This window comes from Kitasatospora sp. NPDC048662, from assembly GCF_055587065.1.
Window position 1 is genome coordinate 1 of sequence record NZ_JBVJHA010000012.1, and the last position, 17426, is coordinate 17426.

Genomic DNA, 17426 nt, shown 5'->3' on the forward strand with positions numbered 1-17426 from the left:
CTTCCCGACCTGACGGCCCGTCCGACGTTTCAAACTCTAGCCGATCCCCGCTCCGAAAAGCGAATCCGCCGCAATCTCCGAAAACGCGCACAGCACATACGAACGGAGACGCGAAAAGGACGCGACCCGTCACGGATCAACTGGGTGGTTCTCAAGGATTGGCCGCCCCGGGACCGTCCACACAGATGCGTGTCCGGTGCTCCCTGCCGAGCGACCAGTGAACACTACGCCGGATTCACCTCGGGTGCAAACACCCGCACGAGCCGACCCGGAACGCTCCCCACCCAGGCGCCCAAGCTCAGAACGGAGGCTCGTCGGAGACGGCAAGGTCTTCGGCCCACCGGGGTGGCACCGGTTCAGGTGTGGGCAGCTGAAGTGCGGCCACAGCATCCGCGACCGGCCGAGGTCGCGGCCGTCACCGACGCAGTGTCGGGGTCGAGGCCGCGGCAGTGTCGTGCGCCGTCGCCGTGCTGTCCAGCCGGGGTTCGGGCGAGCAGCAGCTCGGCTGTGTCCTCGTCGCGACCGGCGAGTCCCGCGATGTCGACCAGGGCCTGGACAAGAAAGTGGTCGTCAATTCCTGTGCTCAGCAGGACGAACGCCTCGTCGGCCCGGCCATGACGGGCCAGCAGGTGCCCCACGCGCGGCGTCCATGGCCGCGCACCGTCCCCAGCCCCACCGACACCAGGCATCAGGCACCAGGCACCACCCGCGCCGACACCAGGCACCCCCCGCCGCGAACACGCGCGACGGCCGGCCCGGAAGTTCTCTTCCGAACCGGCCGTCGCACGCTTGAGCCACCAGAAAGCGGCCCGTCAGCCCTGGCGCCCCATCTCCTCCGCGATCGCGGCGGCGAAGGCGTCGATGTCGGCCTCGGTGGTGTCGAAGGCGGCCATCCAGCGGACCTCGCCGGTGTGCTCGTCCCAGAAGTAGAAGCGGTAGCTCTTCTGGAGGCGCTCGCTGACCTCGCGCGGGAGGATCGCGAAGACGGCGTTGGCCTGGACGGGGCGGACGACCGTGACGCCGGGGATCTCACGGACGGCGGCCTCCAGGCGGAGCGCCATCGCGTTGGCGTGGCCGGCGTTGCGGAGCCAGAGGTCGCCGGTGAGCAGGGCCTCGAACTGGACGGAGACGAAGCGCATCTTCGAGGCGAGCTGCATCGACATCTTGCGCAGGTACTTGAGGTCGCGGACCTTCTCGGGGTTGAGGACGACCACGACCTCGCCGAGCAGCAGGCCGTTCTTGGTGCCACCGAAGGAGAGCACGTCGACGCCGGCGTCGGTGGTGAACTCGCGGAACGGGACGCCGAGGGAGGCGGCGGCGTTGGCGAGCCGGGAGCCGTCCATGTGGACGAGCATGCCGCGTTCGTGGGCGTGCTCGCAGATCGCGCGGACCTCGTCGGCCGTGTAGAGGGTGCCGAGTTCGGTGGACTGGGTGATGGAGACGGCGAGCGGCTGGGCCCGGTGCTCGTCGCCCCAGCCCCAGGCCTGCTGGTCGATCAGCTCGGGGGTGAGCTTGCCGTCGGGGGTGGGGACGGTGTGGATCTTGATGCCGGCGAGCTTCTCGGGCGCGCCGCACTCGTCCACGTTGATGTGCGCGGTGGCGGCGGCGATCACCGCACCCCAGCGCGGCAGCAGGGCCTGCAGCGCGACCACGTTGGCGCCGGTGCCGTTGAAGACGGGGAACGCCTCGGCCCGGTCGCCGAAGTGGCGGCGGAAGACGGTCTGCAGGTGCTCGGTGTACTGGTCCTCGCCGTAGGCGATCTGGTGACCGTCGTTGGCCAGGGCTATCGCGGCGAGGATCTCGGGGTGGACGCCGGCGTAGTTGTCGCTGGCGAAGCCGCGCACGGCGGGGTCGTGGTGCCGCACCGCGTCGGTCGGGCCGAAGGGGGTGGTCATCGGGCTGTCAGCCACAGGTGCTGTCCGTTCAGTTCTGCTGCGGGGCGGTCCCAGAGGCCCGCCATGGTGGTGGCCAGGTCGGCGGTGTCGGTGAAGCCGGGGAACTTGGCGTCCGGCTTCTCGGCACGCATCTCGGGGCTGACCAGGGCCTTGATGACCAGGATGGCAGCTGCGGCGGTGGGGGTTCCGTCCTCGGCGGTGGTCTCCTTCGTGAAGGAGTGCGCCATGGCGAGGGTCCAGGCCTCGGTGGCGGCCTTGGCGGCGGCGTAGGCGGCGCCACCGCCGGTGGGCTTGTGCGCGGCGGCGGCCGAGACCATGGCGTAGCGGCCGGCGGGGCTGCGCAGCAGGGCGGGCTGGAAGGCCAGCGAGGTGTGCTGGAGGGTGCGCACGACGGTGTCGTGCAGGAAGTCCCAGTCGTCTATCCGGGTCTCGAAGAAGGTCTTGCTGCCGCGCCAGCCGCCGACCAGGTGGATCAGGCCGTCGACGTGGCCGTGTTCGGCTTCGAGGTGGTCGGCCCAGTCGTGGACTTCCTGCGGGTCGAGCAGGTCGATGACCTGCCCGGTGATCTGTGCGCCGGGGACGGCGGTGCGGATGCCGTCGATGGCCTTGTCGAGGCGCTGCTGGTCGATGTCGGCGCCGATCACGGTGGCACCGTCGGCGGCGAGGCGGCGCAGGGTGGCCTGGCCGGCGGGGCCGCTGGCTCCGGCGACGGCGATGACCTTGCCGGCCAGCGGGCGGCCGTTGTCGGTGGCGGGTGCGGTGGTCACGCGGCGATCTCCTCGACGTCGGCGCTGGTGATGCCCTTGGTGTCGGCGATGACCCGGCTGAGCTTCTTGGCCAGGGCCTCGTAGAACATGCTGAGCGGGAACTCGTCGGGGTGGACGGCGTCGCACAGCGCCTTGCGCAGTGCCTTGTCGTCGCCGAGGTCGAGCGGGAGTGCCTCGGGGCCCTTGGCCCAGGTGGAGGCGGGGTGCGGGGTGAGGTACTTGGAGACCAGCTGGTAGGCGGCGATCCAGTGGGCGGTCTTGGGCCGGTCGATGCCCTCGCGGTAGAGGGTCTCGATCTCGGCGCAGAGCTGGTTGGTGACCTCGGCGACGCGCGACCAGTCGATGGTGAGGCGGTTGTCGCGCCAGCGCAGCGCGTCGTGCTTGTGCAGGTAGGCGAAGAGCAGCTGGCCGCCCATGCCGTCGTAGTTGCGGACGCGGTCGCCGGTGACCGGGAAGCGGAACATCCGGTCGAACAGGACGGCGTACTGGACGTCGCGGCCCTGGGTGTAGCCCTCGGCCTCCAGCTTGACCGACTCCTTGAAGGTGTTCAGGTCGCAGCGGAGCTCTTCGAGGCCGTACATCCAGAACGGGCTGCGCTGCTTGATCATGAACGGGTCGAAGGGCAGGTCGCCGTGGCTGTGGGTGCGGTCGTGGACCAGGTCCCACAGGACGAAGGTCTGCTGGACGCGGTCCTGGTCCTGGAGCAGGCTCGCCGCGTCGGCGGGGATGTCCAGGCCGAGCTGGCGGACGGCGCTGGTGGAGACGGTGCGGAAGCGGGCGGCCTCGCGGTCGCAGAAGATGCCGCCCCAGGTGAAACGTTCCGGCGCTTCGCGGACGGCCACCGTCTCGGGGAACAGCACCGCGGAGTTGGTGTCGTAGCCGGCGGTGAAGTCGTCGAAGGTGATGCCGAGGTAGCCCGGGTTGTCGAAGCGGGTCTTCTCCAGCTCGGCGATCCACTCGGGCCAGACGACCTTCAGCAGGACGGCTTCCAGGTTCCGGTTCGGGTTGCCGTTCTGGGTGTACATCGGGAAGACGACCAGGTGGCCGATGCCGTCGACGCGCTGCTCGTCGGGGCGGAAGGCCATCAGCGAGTCCAGGAAGTCGGGCTCCCGGTAGCCGGTGTCGGCCCACTTGCCGAGGTCGGTCCGGACGGCGGCGAGGTACTCGGCGTCGTGCGGGAAGTACGGGGCGAGCTCGGCGACGGCGGCCTGCACGGTCTCGACCAGCGGATCGACGGTGGCGCGCGGCACGGCGGCGAGGTCGATCGAGCCGTCCTTGGACTGCAGGGGCCGGAGGGCCTCGACGGCGTCCTTGAGGCGCAGCCAGGCCGGGTGCACGGCGAGGTCGGCGGTGGGGGCGTCACCCGCAGCCGCGAGAGTCGGCGAAAGATTCTGCATCTCAGGCTCACTTCGACAGGAGTTATTTCGACAAGACCACGTTAAATGCGAAAGGTCTTCCGGCTCAAGAGCAAGTTGACGGCGGACGCTCCAGTTCGTAGCGCGATCGACTCCGCTCCCTGACGAGTTGGATGAAACGGACAGATCCGGCGTTGCTTCCGGTACGGCCGACCCTGCCCCGCCCCCGAACTCACCGCCACCGGGGACCACCGGAGCGTCACCGCCGGCCGCGCCGGGTGCCGCGCGCACGCCCGCCGCGGGACCGCCCGAGCCTCGGTGCGCCCCCGTTCACGCCCTGCTGCGCCCGGTCGGGGTCGGTGATCGTGGGGTGGGCGCGCACATCCGGCCGGAGGGGGAGGCGATGCACGGTCCGGCGCTGGTGAACTGGCTGCTGGCGGCGCTGGCCACGGGCAGCGGCGGCTACTGCGGGTGGCGGCTACGGCGGGGTCGGCAGGGCGCGGCCTGCGGGGGCGAGCGACCGGCCCGCCGCGAGTCGGACCTGCTGGAGGCGGCGATGGGACTGGGCATGGCCGGGATGGCGCTGCTGCCGGGGGTCGCCTGGGGCTGGCCGTACGCGCTGCTGGCGGCGGCGCTGCTGGTCGGCGCGCTGGCCGGACGCAGCGGGGCCGGGCTGCGGGCGCACCGCCTGCACCACGGGATCGGCGCGCTGGCGATGGCGTACATGGCGCTGGCGATGGCCGGCGGCGCGCCGGGCGGGCACGCCGGTCATCACGGGGAGCCGGCCGGGCTGCCGGTGGTGACGGGGCTGCTGCTGGTGTACTTCGGCGGCTATGCGCTGTGGGCGGGCAGCCGGGTGATCGCGGCGGGCGGCGCGACGGTGGCGGCGCCGCTGCCGCGGGCCTGCCGGGCGGCGATGGGGATCGGGATGTTCGCGATGCTGCTGACCATGTGACCCCTTTTCCGAGCCCCGTCGCGGTGGGCTGACGGGGCGTCCGAAACCCTGCGGGGACGTGGTGTTGGTCACTGGAGGCACCCGGCCGTTCCCCGTCGGCGTGAGGCGGCATAGGTTGGGGGGAGGCGCACTGCCGCGCCTCGAAAACCCGCCTCGGGGGGCTTCTGCCATGACGGCACTGCTGAGCCTGCTGCTGCTCGGACTGCTGCTCGCCACCGTGGCGCCGAGCCGCCTGGCCCGGGCCCGTTGGCCCGAGCGAGAACCGGTGCTGGCCCTGCTGGTGTGGCAGATGCTGGTGGTCGCGGTGCTGTTGTGCTGCGTGCTGAGCCTGTTGCTGGCGAGTGCGGCAGCTCTGCCGGCCTGGCGGGACGTGGTGTTCTCGGGCGCCCCGGACGGGGTGGTGGAGGCGTACGGCCTGGCCGGCCGGGAGGGTTGGGGCCGGCTGTCGGCGGCGGTACTGGCGGCGGGCGGGCTGTGGACGGCGCTGTCGCTGGCCCGGGAGATCCGTTCGGCGCGCGCGGAGCGCGGCCACCGTCATACCCAACTGGCGCGGCGGGCCCCCGAGTTGCCCCCCTCGCTGCTGCCGCGTCGGCGGCCGGCCAAGGAGCCGCTGGTGGTGCTGGAGAACGTCCGGCCGCAGGCCTGGTCGCTGCCCGGGCCGCGGGCCCGGCTGGTGGTGACCACGGGGGCGCTGCAGCAGCTGTCGGACCGGGAGCTGGCGGCGGTGCTGAGCCACGAGCGGGGCCATGTCCGGGCCCGGCACCACTGGTTGACGCAGTGTGCGCAGGCGCTGGCGACGGGCTTTCCGGGGGTGGGGGTGTTCTCCGAGTTCCGCGACCAGGTGGCGGTGCTGGCGGAGCTGGCGGCGGACGACCGGGCCGCCCGGCGGCACGGGCGGGTGACCACCGCGCTGGCGCTGGCGGAGCTGAACAGCGAGGTGTTCGCGTCCTGCCCGCCGCGGCAGCTGGCGCAGTCGCCGGCCCGGGTGGACCGGCTGCTGCTGGGCGAGCCCCGGCTGCCGCGCCGGGCCCGGCTGGGCTGGACGCTGGCGGCGCTGGCCGCACCCGTGACGGCGGCTCTGATCGCGGCCGCACCGGGGCTTTCGACCCTGCTCTGAACCGGGGCCGGCCCGGCCGATCCTGCGGGGCGCGCGCCGCCGCCCACCGATCCGACAGGATCGACCGGACAGACCCTGCGGCCGCGCCCTCAGCCCTGCCCGCCGAGCTTCTCGGCGAGGATCCGGCGGTGCACGGGGCGGGCCTTGCGGTAGCGCTCGCGGCCCTCGTCGGTGAGCGTGATGAAGATGCCCCGGCGGTCGTCCGCGCACATCGATCGCTGCACCAGGCCGGCCTTCTCCATCCGGGCGACCAGCCGGGAGAAGGCGCTCTGGCTGAGGTGCACGCTCTCGGAGAGCACCTGGGCGCGCGAGCCCGTCAGGTGCTCCTCCTGCTCGTACTCCCAGAGGCGCTCCAGCAGTTCGAACTCGCTGACGCCGAGTCCGAAGGTCTCGCCGAGCTCGCGGTCTATCGCACAGGACGTGGTCGCATGGCTGGCCAGCACGGCGCGCCACTTCTCGGCCAGCGCCGTCTCCGCCTCTGGGTCACGATCCGGATCTAGGTCGGTCACGCGGCCAGGTTAGCACATGCGTACGCATCTGTTGCAGCTACATTAAATGCACTTGCATCCCATGCATATGCATGTAGCGTACGGTGCCATGACCGACACGCGATGGACCCCACGCCTCTGGGGCGCCCTGGTGGTGCTCTGCGCCGCCATGTTCCTGGACGCCCTCGACGTCTCGATGGTGGGCGTCGCCCTGCCCTCGATCGGCGCCGACCTGCATCTCTCCGACTCCGCCCTGCAGTGGGTGGTGAGCGGCTACGTCCTGGGCTACGGCGGTCTGCTGCTGCTCGGCGGTCGCGCCGCCGATCTGCTCGGCCGTCGCCGGGTGTTCCTGATAGCCCTCGCCGTGTTCGCCGGCGCCTCGCTGCTCGGCGGCCTGGTCGACAGCGGCCCGCTGCTGATCGGCGCCCGCTTCCTGAAGGGCGTCAGTGCCGCGTTCACCGCCCCGGCCGGCCTCTCCATCATCACCACCACGTTCGCCGAGGGCCCGGCCCGCAACCGCGCGCTGTCCATCTACACCACCTGCTCCGCCGCCGGCTTCTCGCTCGGCCTGGTGATCAGCGGGCTGCTGACGTCGGCCGGCTGGCGGCTGACGTTCCTGATGCCCGTCCCGATCGCGCTGATCGCCCTGCTCGCCGGCGTCAAGCTGCTGCCCCGCCAGCACGGCGAGCAGCGCAGCTCCGGCGGCTACGACATCGCGGGCGCGATCACCGGCACCGCCGCCGTGCTGCTGCTGGTCTTCACGGTCACGGAGGCGCAGGGCGCGGGCTGGCTGTCGCTGCGCACGCTCGGCTCGCTGCTGCTGGTGGCCGCGCTGGCCGCGGCCTTCCTGCTGATCGAGGCGCGCACCGCGCACCCGCTGGTGCGGCTCGGCATCTTCCGCAACGCGGGCGTCCGCCGGGCCAATCTGACGGCGCTGACGCTGATGGGCTCCTACGCGGGCTTCCAGTTCGTGGCCACGCTGTACCTGCAGCGGCTGCTCGACTGGTCGGCGCTGGAGACGGCGCTCGGCCTGCTGCCCGGTGGCGCGATCGTCGCCTTCTCGGCCGGCTCGGTCAGCCGCCTGCTGGACAGGTTCGGCCCGGAGCGGGTGCTCCCGGTCGGCGTCGTCTCGATGGTCCTCGGCTACGCGCTCTTCCTGCGGCTGGACGAGCACAGCTCCTTCCTCGGCCTGGTGCTGCCCAGCATGCTGCTGATCGGCGCGGGCTTCGCGCTCGCCTTCCCCTCCATCAATGTGGCCGCCACCAGCGGCGTGACGGACGACGAACAGGGCCTCGCCTCGGGCCTGGTGAACACCGCGCTCCAGGTGGGCGGCGCGATAGTCCTGGCTGTCACCACCGCGGTGCTCACCGCCGGCACCGGCAGCGGCACCGACGCGCACGCCCAACTCGCCGGATACCGGCCCGCCCTGCTGCTGGTGACGGGCACTACCACGCTCGGCCTGCTGATCGCGCTCACCGGCGCACTGCGCGGCAGCCGCCGCAAGGCCGTCGCCGCACCCGCCTCCGTGCCGGACTACCGCTACCGGCCGCTGGGGGAGGAGGTGCTGTCGGAGCGCTGAGCACCGTCCACCAGGATGTCGGAGCCGGCTCCACCAAACCCCCGTGTTGGTGGAGCCGGAACGCCACCCGTACCTGGCCCGCTGGGCCGGGCGGACTGCGGCGCAGTCACCATGGCAGCTTGCCGGGCCCCGGTCAATCCACTCGGCCCCGCCGATACCGAACTGCGGCCGGGCCGCCGCGGCGCGGGCCCTGCCCTGATGTGCCGTCAGTCACAGACGGCCCGCCGAGCACCGGAGGCCCCTGCCGTCACTGGCTCTTGAGGATGCCCTGGAGCAGGTCGAGGGTCTGCTGCGGGGTCAGGCTGTCCACGCAGAGCCGCTCCATCACCTGCACGTACTCGTCCACATCGTCGCGCTTGTCCAGGTACAGCGCGCTGGTGAGCTGCTCCAGGTAGACCACGTCCGGCAGGTCCTGCTCGGGGAAGCGCAGCACCGAGAACGCGCCGCTCTCACCGGCGTGCGCGCCGAACCGGAAGGGCATCACCTGGAGCACCACGCTGGGGAGTTGGGCGAGCTCCACCAGGTGCTCCAGCTGGGCGCGCATCACCTCGGGGCCACCGACCGGGCGGCGCAGCGCGGCCTCGTCGATGACGGCCCACAGCTTGGGGCCGCGGCCCTCGGTGAGCAGCTTCTGCCGCCGGGCGCGCAGCGCGACCCGGCGTTCTATCTCGTCGTCGGCGAGCACGGGCCGGGTCTGCGCGAAGATCGCCCGGGCGTACTCCTCGCACTGGAGCAGGCCGGGAACGAACTGCACCTCGTAGGTGCGGATCAGTGCGGCGGCCTCCTCCAATCCCATGTAGGTCTGGAACCAGTTGGGCAGCACGTCGTTGTAACTGTGCCACCAGCCGGACTTGTTGGCCTCGCGGACCAGGGCGAGCAGGGTCTCCCGCTCGGCGCCGCCGGCCAGGCCGTAGAGGCTGAGCAGGTCGGCGACGTCACGTTCCTTGAAGGAGACCCGGCCGAGTTCCATCCGGCTGATCTTGGACTCCGAGGCGCGGATCGCGTAGCCCGCGTCCTCCCTGCTGATCGCGCAGCCCTCCCGAAGCCGGCGGAGCTGGGAGCCGAGGAGGATGCGGCGCACCATCGAGCCCCCACCGGGCTGCACTGTGGTCATCTGACCAAACCTCCACTCGGAAAGACCAGTTGCACAGTCTGCCATCACTTGGACGCACTGAGTGCCGGTAGTGGTGCGCGGGGCTACCGCTTCTGACACACGGACACCATCTTGCACGTGCATCCGGTGCATGCATATGCCAATCGCACGACTGCACGTGAATCGACTCTTGCATCTGCCGTGAGCGCAGAGGACCATGGTGCACGTGCACTTGCACGCCCTTGGCAACCCCGCGGGCTCCGCGTCGACAGCTTGCGCGATTCCGCACACCCGTCCCGGCAACGCCCGTGCGTCGCTGGGTACTTGCGTGTGCGCGCAGCGGTCGGGCGCGGCGGCAGAGCGGCCGAGCGAGTCGGAGGTGACCGGCATGACCCCGGTGGGTCCCGCCGTGTCCGCCCCCTTATGGGAGGAGCTCTTCATGAGCACCGGTACCGCCGTGGCGACCGACCCGCATGTGGTCAGCTGCACCCTCGCTCCCCGGTTCGAAGCCGTGCGCACCGCGCGGGAGTTCGCCCGGATCACCCTCGACACCTGGGGCCTCGGCGATCTCTTCGACGATGTGGCCCTGGTGGCTTCGGAGTTGGTGACCAACGCGCTGCGGCACGCACTCGGCCAGCACGAGCCGTCCCGCGTCCCGGCCCAGATCACTCCGCAACCGGCCGTCGGCTCACTGCCGATCCGGATCAGCCTGGTGCACCGGGCCCCACAGGTGGTGTGCGCGGTGAGCGACCCGTCCAGCGCCGGCCCGATCGCCCGCGAGGCCGATTTCGTGGCGGAGTCCGGCCGCGGCCTGCACCTGGTGGACTCCTTCTCCCGCTCCTGGGGCTGGCACCCGCTGGCGGGCGCGGGCAAGGTGGTGTGGGCACTGTTCGACGCCCCCGCGTCGCAGGCCGCCATCGAGCCCCCGCTGCCGAACCTCGGCCGGCACCGCCGCTCCGCCTGACGCACCGCTCCCCTTCTTCTCTCCTCCGCGGCGGAGCCCAGGAAAGCAAGAAGGCCGTCGCGGGATCTCCCACGACGGCCCGACTGTACGGCCGTTGACATGCCGTCAGAGCGCGCTGCCCAGGTGGTCGAACTCCCCGTCCTTCACGCCGAGCAGCATCGCGTCGATCTCCGCCCGGGTGTAGACCAGCGCCGGCCCGTCGGGGAAGCGCGAGTTGCGCATCGCGACGTCGCCGTTCGGCAGCGCGGCGAACTCGACGCAGTTGCCCTTCGAGTTGCTGTAGCCGCTCTTCTGCCAGACCACGCCCTCGAGGTCCGTCGCCGCCATGCCGTTGTACGCCTCACCCATCGTTTTCTCCCCAGACCCTGGTGAATGCCTCACTTGACGTGATGATAGCTCGGCTGCACGTGCATCAGCATGGGATATTTCCCGTGCAGAAGAACGTGCCGATGCCGTCACCAAGCCTTCACGAGACCGCAATTGACGGTGCGTAAGCGGACACAGCCGGGCGAATCGGAATCCACTCCATGACCGTCCGCACACAGCCGTCAGCGCGTTGTCGATCATCACCGCCCGTCCCACGCCTCACAGCCAGTCACAACTCGCGCTGTGATGACCGTCACTTCCTGACGGAAAGCCGCCCACTGTCGGCATCCGGCTGCAAGGCACGCTGGGCAATGACCTACGATCTGGCGCATGAGCACCGCAGCCATCCCGGGCGCGCCACTGCCCGTCCGTACGCCAGGCTCCCGTGCGCGGGGGCGCCACCGCCGTCCCGAGCGCCCCGAGATCATGGCCGGTTCGCCTGCCCTGGTGCTGGCGGTTCCGGCCGTCGCCGGGCCGGAGACCCGTCCGGTCGTCGACGAGCTGCTGTCCGTCGTGCGCGGCGACCAGCCGGGCATCGAGGTGACGGCCGCTTACCTGGGCGGCGAGGACGCCTCGACGGTGGCCGATCTGCTGAACGCGGCCGCGGAGGCCGGCCGGAGCGCGCCGGTGGTGCTGCCGCTGGTTCCGGGGCCGCACGAGTTCCTGCCGGAGCTGCACAAGTCGGCCGCCGAGACCGGCGCCCAGGTGCTGGACCCGCTGGGCCCGCACCCGCTGCTGGCCGAGGCGGTGCACGTGCGCCTGTCCGAGGCGGACCTGGCCCGCGCCGACCGCGCCCGCCTGTTCGCGATCGCCACCGCCGCCGACGGCGTGGTGCTGACCACCACCGGTGGTGAGGAGGCCGCGGCCGCGGCCGGCATCACCGGTGTGCTGCTGGCCGCCCGGCTCGCCGTGCCGGTGGTCCCCGCCGCGCTGGACGTGCCCGGCTCGGTCGCCGCGGCCGTCGCGCACCTGAAGTCGACCGGCTGCGAGCGCCCCGCGCTGGCCCCGCTGGTGATCGGCCCCGAGGCCGACCCGGAGCTGCTGGCCGCGGCCGCCGAGGAGACCGGCTGCCCGAGCGCCGCCCCGATCGGCGCCTACCCGACGGTGGCTCAGCTGATCGCCTCCAGCTACCTGGCGGCGCTCCCCGAGCCCACCCAGGAGCAGTTGGAGGCCGCCGAGGCCGCCGCCGAGCAGCGCACCACGCCGGGAGCGCACGCGGCGCGCTGACGCGTCACCCGAGGACCGCGACGGGCGGGAGCAGCGCATCGACGCGTTCCCGCCCGTCGTGCTTTCGTTCCGGCCCAGGCTCTGGACACGTCCGGGCGGGCGCCGAGCCGGTGACGCGTGCGGGCGCCCGGACGGTAACGCGCCCGGCCGGTGACGCGTGCGGGCGCTCAGCCGGTGACGCGCCCGGTGCGCGGCGCGCCGTCGGTGAACTTCAGCGTGGGCAGCTCCACCTGACGGGGCGGTGTGGGCGCGGTCGCGGGGCTGGTGGCGGCGTTCCACGGTCCGGCGGCGAGGCCGGGGCGGGGTTTGCCGAGCGCGAGGGTCTCCGACTGCCCGGCCCTGCGGAACAGGATCTGCTTGGGCGCGGGCGCGTCCGGGTCGAGCCACAGCTCGGGGCCGTCGCCGAACTCGCAGTCCAGCACCGCGATGTCGTCGGGCTTGCCGTCCCCCGTGGCCCGGAACGCCACCCCGGCCTTGCGGTGGCCGGTCAGCCGGCTGCGGCTCAAGGTGACCAGTTCGCCGTCGAGTTGGTGCTTGAGGGTGGCCACCGCGTAGTCGGACTGCCCGGCGGCGTCGATCAGCAGCCCGTCGAACACGGTGCCCTTGTCGCGGCCGAGCGCATGGACGGCGATCCCGCCGGCGGCGTTGCCGTACAGCACCGACGCGGTGTACGCGAAGTCGTTCAGGTAGGCGCCGTGCTCGATGCCCCAGCCGCCGTTGTGGTAGGCGGCGAACCGGGTGACGGTGTGCGGGTGTTCGGAGTTCTGCCAGACGAAGATGCCGTTCTCCAGGTTGTTGTGCGCCAGGCAGTTCTCGAACGTCCACACTCCCTCGCTGGTCTCCGGCCACTCGTACCCGGAGGCACCGGTGGCGCCCTGCACGCCGACGGCCACGCAGTCCCTCGCCGAGGAGCCGGTGCCCGCGCCGAGACTGAACCCGGTCAGCCGGTAGCCGCGCGGGTTGGGCTCGAACACCGTCCGGGAGGCGACGCACCCCACGTAGGCGATGTCGTCGGACGGCCCCTGCGGGGTGCGGGTGTCGATCGGGCCGTCCCACCAGTACGCGTCCTCCAAGGTGTTGTGGGAGATGCAGCCGCGGAAGGTGATCCCGTGACTGTTGTGCGGCACGAACGCGTGACTGCCGGCATCGCGGACCACCACGCCCTCGACCACCGTGCCGCGCGAGGTGTCCAGCAGCATGTGGAAGTGCAGCCCGTACCGTCCGAGCACCGGTTCGCTCACGGGCTGCCCGTTCCACTTCTCCTTCCCCACCGCCCGCGGCCCGACCCGGCGCAGCTCCGCATGCCGGACGTCGGCCGGCCGGCTGGACGTCAGATGGACGTGCGCCCGCCCCTGCTCGGTGCCCTCGACCCGGACGTTGCGGGTCAGGTTGAGCACCTCCGCGCCGAACACCGCCCCGCCGCCGAGGCTCACCCGCGGGTGGGCGTGCTGGAGCGGGGCGGTGAGGGTGACGTTCGGGCCGTCCACCCGCTGGACCGTCACCAGGTCGTAGGAATCGGAGAAGCCCTCGGCGTCGGGCGGCGTGGTCGGCGTGACGGCGAGTTCGTCACCCACCTGCCAGCCCTCGGGTGCGGCCGCCAGCTTCAGCACGGCGTCCCCTGCCTTCAGCTCGGTGGCGGCCCGTACCCACGCCGTGCGGGGCGCGCCGTCCAGCCGCAGGTAGCCGCGGCCGGTGACCCACAGGCCGGTGTCGGTGTCGACGACGCTCATGCCGCCGCCCTGGAAACGGCGCTCGTCGATGTCGGGAAAGCGCAACGTATGGGTGTGCGCCGCCTCGGGCGCGAGCGCGAGCGTGCCGCGGACCTCGACGTTGCCGGTACTCTCCAGCGTCAGCGACCGGTCGGTGGCGAACACCAGCGACCCGCCGGTGTCGATCAGCAGCGAGCCGACCTTGGCGTCCCCGTCCAGCACCACCTTGTCGGTGATCCGCACGGCACTCCCCGCCCCGGGCACCTTCCCGCCCCACCCCTTGGCGTCCGACCACCTGCGCCCGCCCTGGTCCACCGCCCCCGCCACCGGCTCCGCCCCGGCCAGCGACTGCCGCAGCACCACTCCCCCACCGACGGCCGTCACCGTCCCGACCGCCAGCCAGGTCAGCATTCGCCGCCGGCCCAGCAACGGCCGCCGGTGCCGCCCGTTCTCCCACTGCTCCACGATGGCCGCCTCCCGAAACGCGCAGGGACTCCGAATCGTCGGGGGCAGCATAGGTGGCGGGTTCGGTGGAAATCGGCGACTTCCGAGGCGACTAAGCATTCTGACGTACCGTCATCCACCAGTTCGGCAGAAATGGGTGACGGGGGCAATTCCATGACCCGTCAGCAATGGGCCCTGGACGCCGGAGCAGAGTGGACAGAAGCTCACAAATCACCCATCGACTGACTCCCAAACAACCACAGAGGTGAACTTTCGTCCGACAAGTGCCATAACCACCCAAAACGGGCACAAGATCGACAACTTCCTGACGGCAGCCCAGTTCCGGCCACGCACAGCGGAGTTCGTCCGGAATTCCTTGATCGCATTTTCCGGGCCCGGTGACGGCCGTCACAGGAATTTGCGAATCATCCTTAAATCCGCTTAATCTCCTGCCCACGTTCGTGGACACACGGACCCAGCTCGCCCGGAACGCCGAATCCTGCCGCCGGGTGGGCCGGCTCATGCGAAACGCACCGCGGCAGGGGCGGGGGAACCAGGTAAGTCGCCCTGGGGCGGTCCTGACGGACCGGTCCGGGGCTTGGGGTGAAGCCGGGCGCGCCGAGAGGTGCGCGCGGCCGGGCAACTCCAGCCCGAATCCGACAGCTCACCTCGCAGGCGTGGGAGAGGAACGCATCTTCATGCTGCCCATCAGCGCCAAGCGCGCCCGCCGTCTGATCGCCACCACTGGTGTGGTGGGCATCGGCCTCACGGTTCCCGGCCTGGCCGCGGGTACCGCCTCCGCCGCGTCGGTGGCCACCTGGGACAAGGTCGCGCAGTGCGAGTCCAGCGGCAACTGGTCGATCAACACCGGTAACGGCTTCTACGGCGGCCTGCAGTTCACCGCCTCCACCTGGGCCGCCTTCGGCGGTACCGCCTACGCCCCGCGCGCCGACCTGGCCACCAAGGACCAGCAGATCGCCGTCGCCGAGAAGGTGCTCGCCTCCCAGGGCCCCGGCGCCTGGCCGGTGTGCTCCGTCCAGGCCGGTCTGACCAAGGGCGGCGCCGCCCCGCAGGTCAACACCTCCACGGGCTCCACCACCGCCCAGACCCAGGCCCCGAAGCCGGCCGCCCAGCCGCAGGCTCCGAAGCAGACCCAGCAGGCGGCCCCGCAGCAGCGTCAGGGCCAGGCCCAGAGCCGCCCGCAGGCCCCGGCCCAGCCGCAGGCCGACCAGGGCGCCCAGGCCGCCGGCAGCTACACCGTGGTGGCGGGCGACTGGCTGTCCGCCATCGCCCAGCACCAGAACGTCGAGGGTGGCTGGGAGAAGCTCTACGAGCTGAACCGCTCCGTCCTCACCGAGGGCCCGGACATGATCTACCCGGGTCAGAAGCTGGCGCTCGGCAACGTCTCGGTCGCCGAGACCCCGGCCAAGCAGTCCGCCCCGGCCCGCAAGTCCTCCGGTTCGACCCCGGCGCCGAGCACCCCCGCCCCGGCGCAGCCGAGCACCCCCGCCAAGCCCGCCACCACCACGACCGCCACCACCGCCACGACCGCCACCACCGCCCTCAAGGCGACCGGCTCCAAGGCCGCGGCGGTCGACTTCGCGCTGTCGAAGGTCGGCCAGCCGTACATCTACGGCGGCACCGGCAACGGCGGCTGGGACTGCTCGGGCCTGACCCAGGCCGCGTTCCGCCAGGCCGGCATCAGCCTGCCGCGCGTGGCCGCGGACCAGGCCGACTACTCGACCCGGGTCTCGCTGAACAGCCTGCAGCCGGGCGACCTGCTGTTCTGGTCGAACAACGGCGCCAACTCGGGCGTCTACCACGTGGCGATCTACATCGGCGACGGCAAGTACGTCGAGGCCGCCAACCCGAAGTCCGGCGTGAAGACCGAGACCATCGCCAACTGGGCGCCGGACTTCGCCGGTCGGGTCTGAAACGCCTGACACCGCGCACACGCGCATGAGGTGACCGCACCGCGGACACCGCTGCCCTCGGGGACCCTGGTCGGCTCCGGGGGCAGCGGCCTATTCTCGGCCGAAGGCCAAAGGCCGGAAGCGGTCCCGAGACCCTGGAGCGGTGTGCGATGGCGAAGGTGACGACCACGCTGGACGCGGACCTCGCGCTGGAGGCGATGATGCGCCTCGGGGTGAGCAGCCCGCAGGACGCGGTGGAGCTGCTGGTGCGCGACTACCTGTCCACCGGCCGCCGCACCCAGGCGCGCACCGGCGGCAGCCGGGACGGCGAACGCTTCGCCGGCCCGGCCCCGTCCGTCGAAGACTGACCCGGCAACGCCCGGCGCAGAGCCAACACCCGTTACGCCGAGAGGCCCTCGGCACCGCCTACCGCCGCGACAGGGCAGCTCTCCGGCCGAACACCGCTGCGGCCCCCGTCCGACGAACGAACGAGGGCCGCAACTACCGCACCAACAAGCTCAGTTGCGCGGACCGGAGCCGGTGGAGCCACGCATCACCAGCTCCGGCTGGAACATGAACTCCGAGCGCTGCGCCGGGTTTCCGCCGACCTCCTCCAGCAGGGCGTCGACGGCGGCGGTGGCCATCGCCTCGACCGGCTGCCGCACGGTGGTCAGCGGCGGTTCGGTGAACGCTATCAGCGGCGAGTCGTCGAACCCGACCACCGAGACGTCCTGCGGCACCGACAGTCCCCGCCGGCGCACCGCGCGGATCGCGCCGAGCGCCATCATGTCCGAGCCGCAGACGATCGCCGTGCAGCCCTTGTCGAGCAGCGCCTGGGCGGCGGCGTGCCCGCCCTCCACGCTGAACAGGGTGTGGTGGATCAGCTCCCCGGCCTCTTCGGCGGTGCGCCCGGTGAGCTGCTGGAGCGCGGCGGTGAAGCCTTCGATCTTGCGCAGCACGGGGACGAACCGCTTCTGACCGACCGCCAGCCCGATCCGGTCGTGGCCGAGTTCGACCAGGTGCTGGACGGCCATCCACATCGCCGCCCGGTCGTCCGGGGAGATGAACGGCGCGGCGATCTTCTCGCTGTAGCCGTTGATCAGCACGAACGGGACCTGACGGCCGGAGAGTTTGGCGTACCGGTCGTGGTCGGCGGTGGTGTCGGCGTGCAGTCCGGAGACGAACACGATGCCCGCCACGCCGCGTTCGACCAGCATCTCCACGAGTTCGTCCTCGGTGGAGCCGCCCGGGGTCTGGGTGCACAGCACCGGCGTGAAGCCGTGCCGGCTGAGCACCTGTTCGATGACCTGGGCGAGTGCGGGGAAGATCGGGTTGCTGAGCTCGGGGGTGATCAGGCCGATCAGCCCGGCGCTGCGCTGGCGCAGCCGGGTGGGCCGCTCGTAGCCGAGCACGTCCAGCGCGGCCAGTACCGTCTGCCGGGTGGTCGCGGAGACGCCCGCCTTACCGTTGAGTACGCGGCTGACGGTGGCTTCGCTGACCCCCGCCTGCGCCGCGATGTCGGAGAGTCGCGCTGTAGTCACGAGCCCAGAGCCT

At 71.8% G+C, this 17426-nt stretch carries 16 protein-coding genes and 1 riboswitch; of the genes, 7 read left to right on the forward strand and 9 right to left on the reverse strand.

Annotated elements, in window-relative coordinates:
- Window positions 1–356: 356 nt before the first annotated feature.
- From ACZ6R9_RS26615 to ACZ6R9_RS26630, 4 genes are all read right to left on the reverse strand, one after another.
- Complete coding sequence (locus ACZ6R9_RS26615) at window positions 357–638, reverse strand: hypothetical protein (protein ID WP_465540757.1); 282 nt, start codon at window positions 636–638, stop codon at window positions 357–359.
- Between the two features lie 174 nt (window positions 639–812).
- Window positions 813–1895, reverse strand: coding sequence for a threonine aldolase family protein (locus ACZ6R9_RS26620; RefSeq protein ID WP_380481974.1), 1083 nt, complete (start codon window positions 1893–1895; stop codon window positions 813–815).
- Window positions 1892–2662 carry an SDR family NAD(P)-dependent oxidoreductase gene (locus ACZ6R9_RS26625; protein WP_380481557.1) on the reverse strand — a complete coding sequence of 257 codons (771 nt, stop codon included), beginning with the start codon at window positions 2660–2662 and terminating at the stop codon, window positions 1892–1894. The genes ACZ6R9_RS26620 and ACZ6R9_RS26625 overlap by 4 nt, the downstream gene beginning before the upstream one ends.
- A complete protein-coding gene (locus tag ACZ6R9_RS26630) occupies window positions 2659–4059 on the reverse strand; it encodes a DUF6421 family protein (protein WP_380481559.1) in 1401 nt (466 codons plus the stop codon). The genes ACZ6R9_RS26625 and ACZ6R9_RS26630 overlap by 4 nt, the downstream gene beginning before the upstream one ends.
- Before the next feature lie 361 nt (window positions 4060–4420).
- On the opposite strand from ACZ6R9_RS26630, the gene ACZ6R9_RS26635 reads away from it, so the two are divergent.
- Both ACZ6R9_RS26635 and ACZ6R9_RS26640 read left to right on the forward strand, forming a co-directional pair.
- Window positions 4421–4972 carry a DUF5134 domain-containing protein gene (locus ACZ6R9_RS26635; protein ID WP_465540760.1) on the forward strand — a complete coding sequence of 184 codons (552 nt, stop codon included), beginning with the start codon at window positions 4421–4423 and terminating at the stop codon, window positions 4970–4972.
- 169 nt (window positions 4973–5141) lie between these two features.
- A complete protein-coding gene (locus ACZ6R9_RS26640) occupies window positions 5142–6089 on the forward strand; it encodes a M56 family metallopeptidase (protein WP_465540762.1) in 948 nt (315 codons plus the stop codon).
- Window positions 6090–6178: 89 nt separating this feature from the next.
- On the opposite strand, the gene ACZ6R9_RS26645 is transcribed toward ACZ6R9_RS26640, so the two are convergent.
- On the reverse strand, window positions 6179–6598 hold the full coding sequence (locus ACZ6R9_RS26645) for a MarR family winged helix-turn-helix transcriptional regulator (RefSeq protein ID WP_380481565.1): 420 nt from the start codon (window positions 6596–6598) through the stop codon (window positions 6179–6181).
- Between the two features lie 88 nt (window positions 6599–6686).
- On the opposite strand from ACZ6R9_RS26645, the gene ACZ6R9_RS26650 reads away from it, so the two are divergent.
- On the forward strand, window positions 6687–8156 hold the full coding sequence (locus ACZ6R9_RS26650) for an MFS transporter (RefSeq protein ID WP_380481567.1): 1470 nt from the start codon (window positions 6687–6689) through the stop codon (window positions 8154–8156).
- Window positions 8157–8403: 247 nt separating this feature from the next.
- Here the strand turns inward: ACZ6R9_RS26650 and ACZ6R9_RS26655 are convergent, their stop codons facing one another.
- Window positions 8404–9270 carry a helix-turn-helix domain-containing protein gene (locus ACZ6R9_RS26655; RefSeq protein WP_380481569.1) on the reverse strand — a complete coding sequence of 289 codons (867 nt, stop codon included), beginning with the start codon at window positions 9268–9270 and terminating at the stop codon, window positions 8404–8406.
- Window positions 9271–9688: 418 nt separating this feature from the next.
- Here ACZ6R9_RS26655 and ACZ6R9_RS26660 point away from each other — a divergent pair, with 418 nt between their 5' ends.
- Window positions 9689–10213: an ATP-binding protein gene (locus tag ACZ6R9_RS26660; protein ID WP_380481571.1), complete on the forward strand. Its 525-nt coding sequence runs from the start codon at window positions 9689–9691 to the stop codon at window positions 10211–10213.
- Window positions 10214–10318: 105 nt separating this feature from the next.
- Here ACZ6R9_RS26660 and ACZ6R9_RS26665 read toward each other — a convergent pair whose 3' ends face one another.
- Window positions 10319–10561 (reverse strand): DUF397 domain-containing protein, encoded by a 243-nt coding sequence (locus tag ACZ6R9_RS26665; protein WP_380481573.1) that lies wholly within the window; start codon window positions 10559–10561, stop codon window positions 10319–10321.
- 348 nt (window positions 10562–10909) lie between these two features.
- Between ACZ6R9_RS26665 and ACZ6R9_RS26670 the strand changes: the two genes are divergently transcribed.
- Window positions 10910–11806 carry a sirohydrochlorin chelatase gene (locus ACZ6R9_RS26670; protein WP_380481575.1) on the forward strand — a complete coding sequence of 299 codons (897 nt, stop codon included), beginning with the start codon at window positions 10910–10912 and terminating at the stop codon, window positions 11804–11806.
- Window positions 11807–11973: 167 nt separating this feature from the next.
- On the opposite strand, the gene ACZ6R9_RS26675 is transcribed toward ACZ6R9_RS26670, so the two are convergent.
- Entirely contained in the window at window positions 11974–13980 is a 2007-nt protein-coding gene (locus ACZ6R9_RS26675; protein ID WP_465540765.1) for a hypothetical protein, read from the reverse strand.
- 498 nt (window positions 13981–14478) lie between these two features.
- Window positions 14479–14652, forward strand: a riboswitch (cyclic di-AMP (ydaO/yuaA leader).
- On the opposite strand from ACZ6R9_RS26675, the gene ACZ6R9_RS26680 reads away from it, so the two are divergent.
- Together ACZ6R9_RS26680 and ACZ6R9_RS26685 are read left to right on the forward strand one after the other, a co-directional pair.
- Complete coding sequence (locus tag ACZ6R9_RS26680; RefSeq protein WP_465540767.1) at window positions 14637–15893, forward strand: transglycosylase family protein; 1257 nt, start codon at window positions 14637–14639, stop codon at window positions 15891–15893. It overlaps the preceding riboswitch by 16 nt.
- Before the next feature lie 149 nt (window positions 15894–16042).
- Complete coding sequence (locus tag ACZ6R9_RS26685) at window positions 16043–16240, forward strand: hypothetical protein (protein ID WP_465540768.1); 198 nt, start codon at window positions 16043–16045, stop codon at window positions 16238–16240.
- A 150-nt stretch (window positions 16241–16390) separates the two neighbouring features.
- Here the strand turns inward: ACZ6R9_RS26685 and ACZ6R9_RS26690 are convergent, their stop codons facing one another.
- On the reverse strand, window positions 16391–17413 hold the full coding sequence (locus ACZ6R9_RS26690) for a LacI family DNA-binding transcriptional regulator (RefSeq protein ID WP_380481583.1): 1023 nt from the start codon (window positions 17411–17413) through the stop codon (window positions 16391–16393).
- Between the last annotated feature and the right edge of the window lie 13 nt (window positions 17414–17426).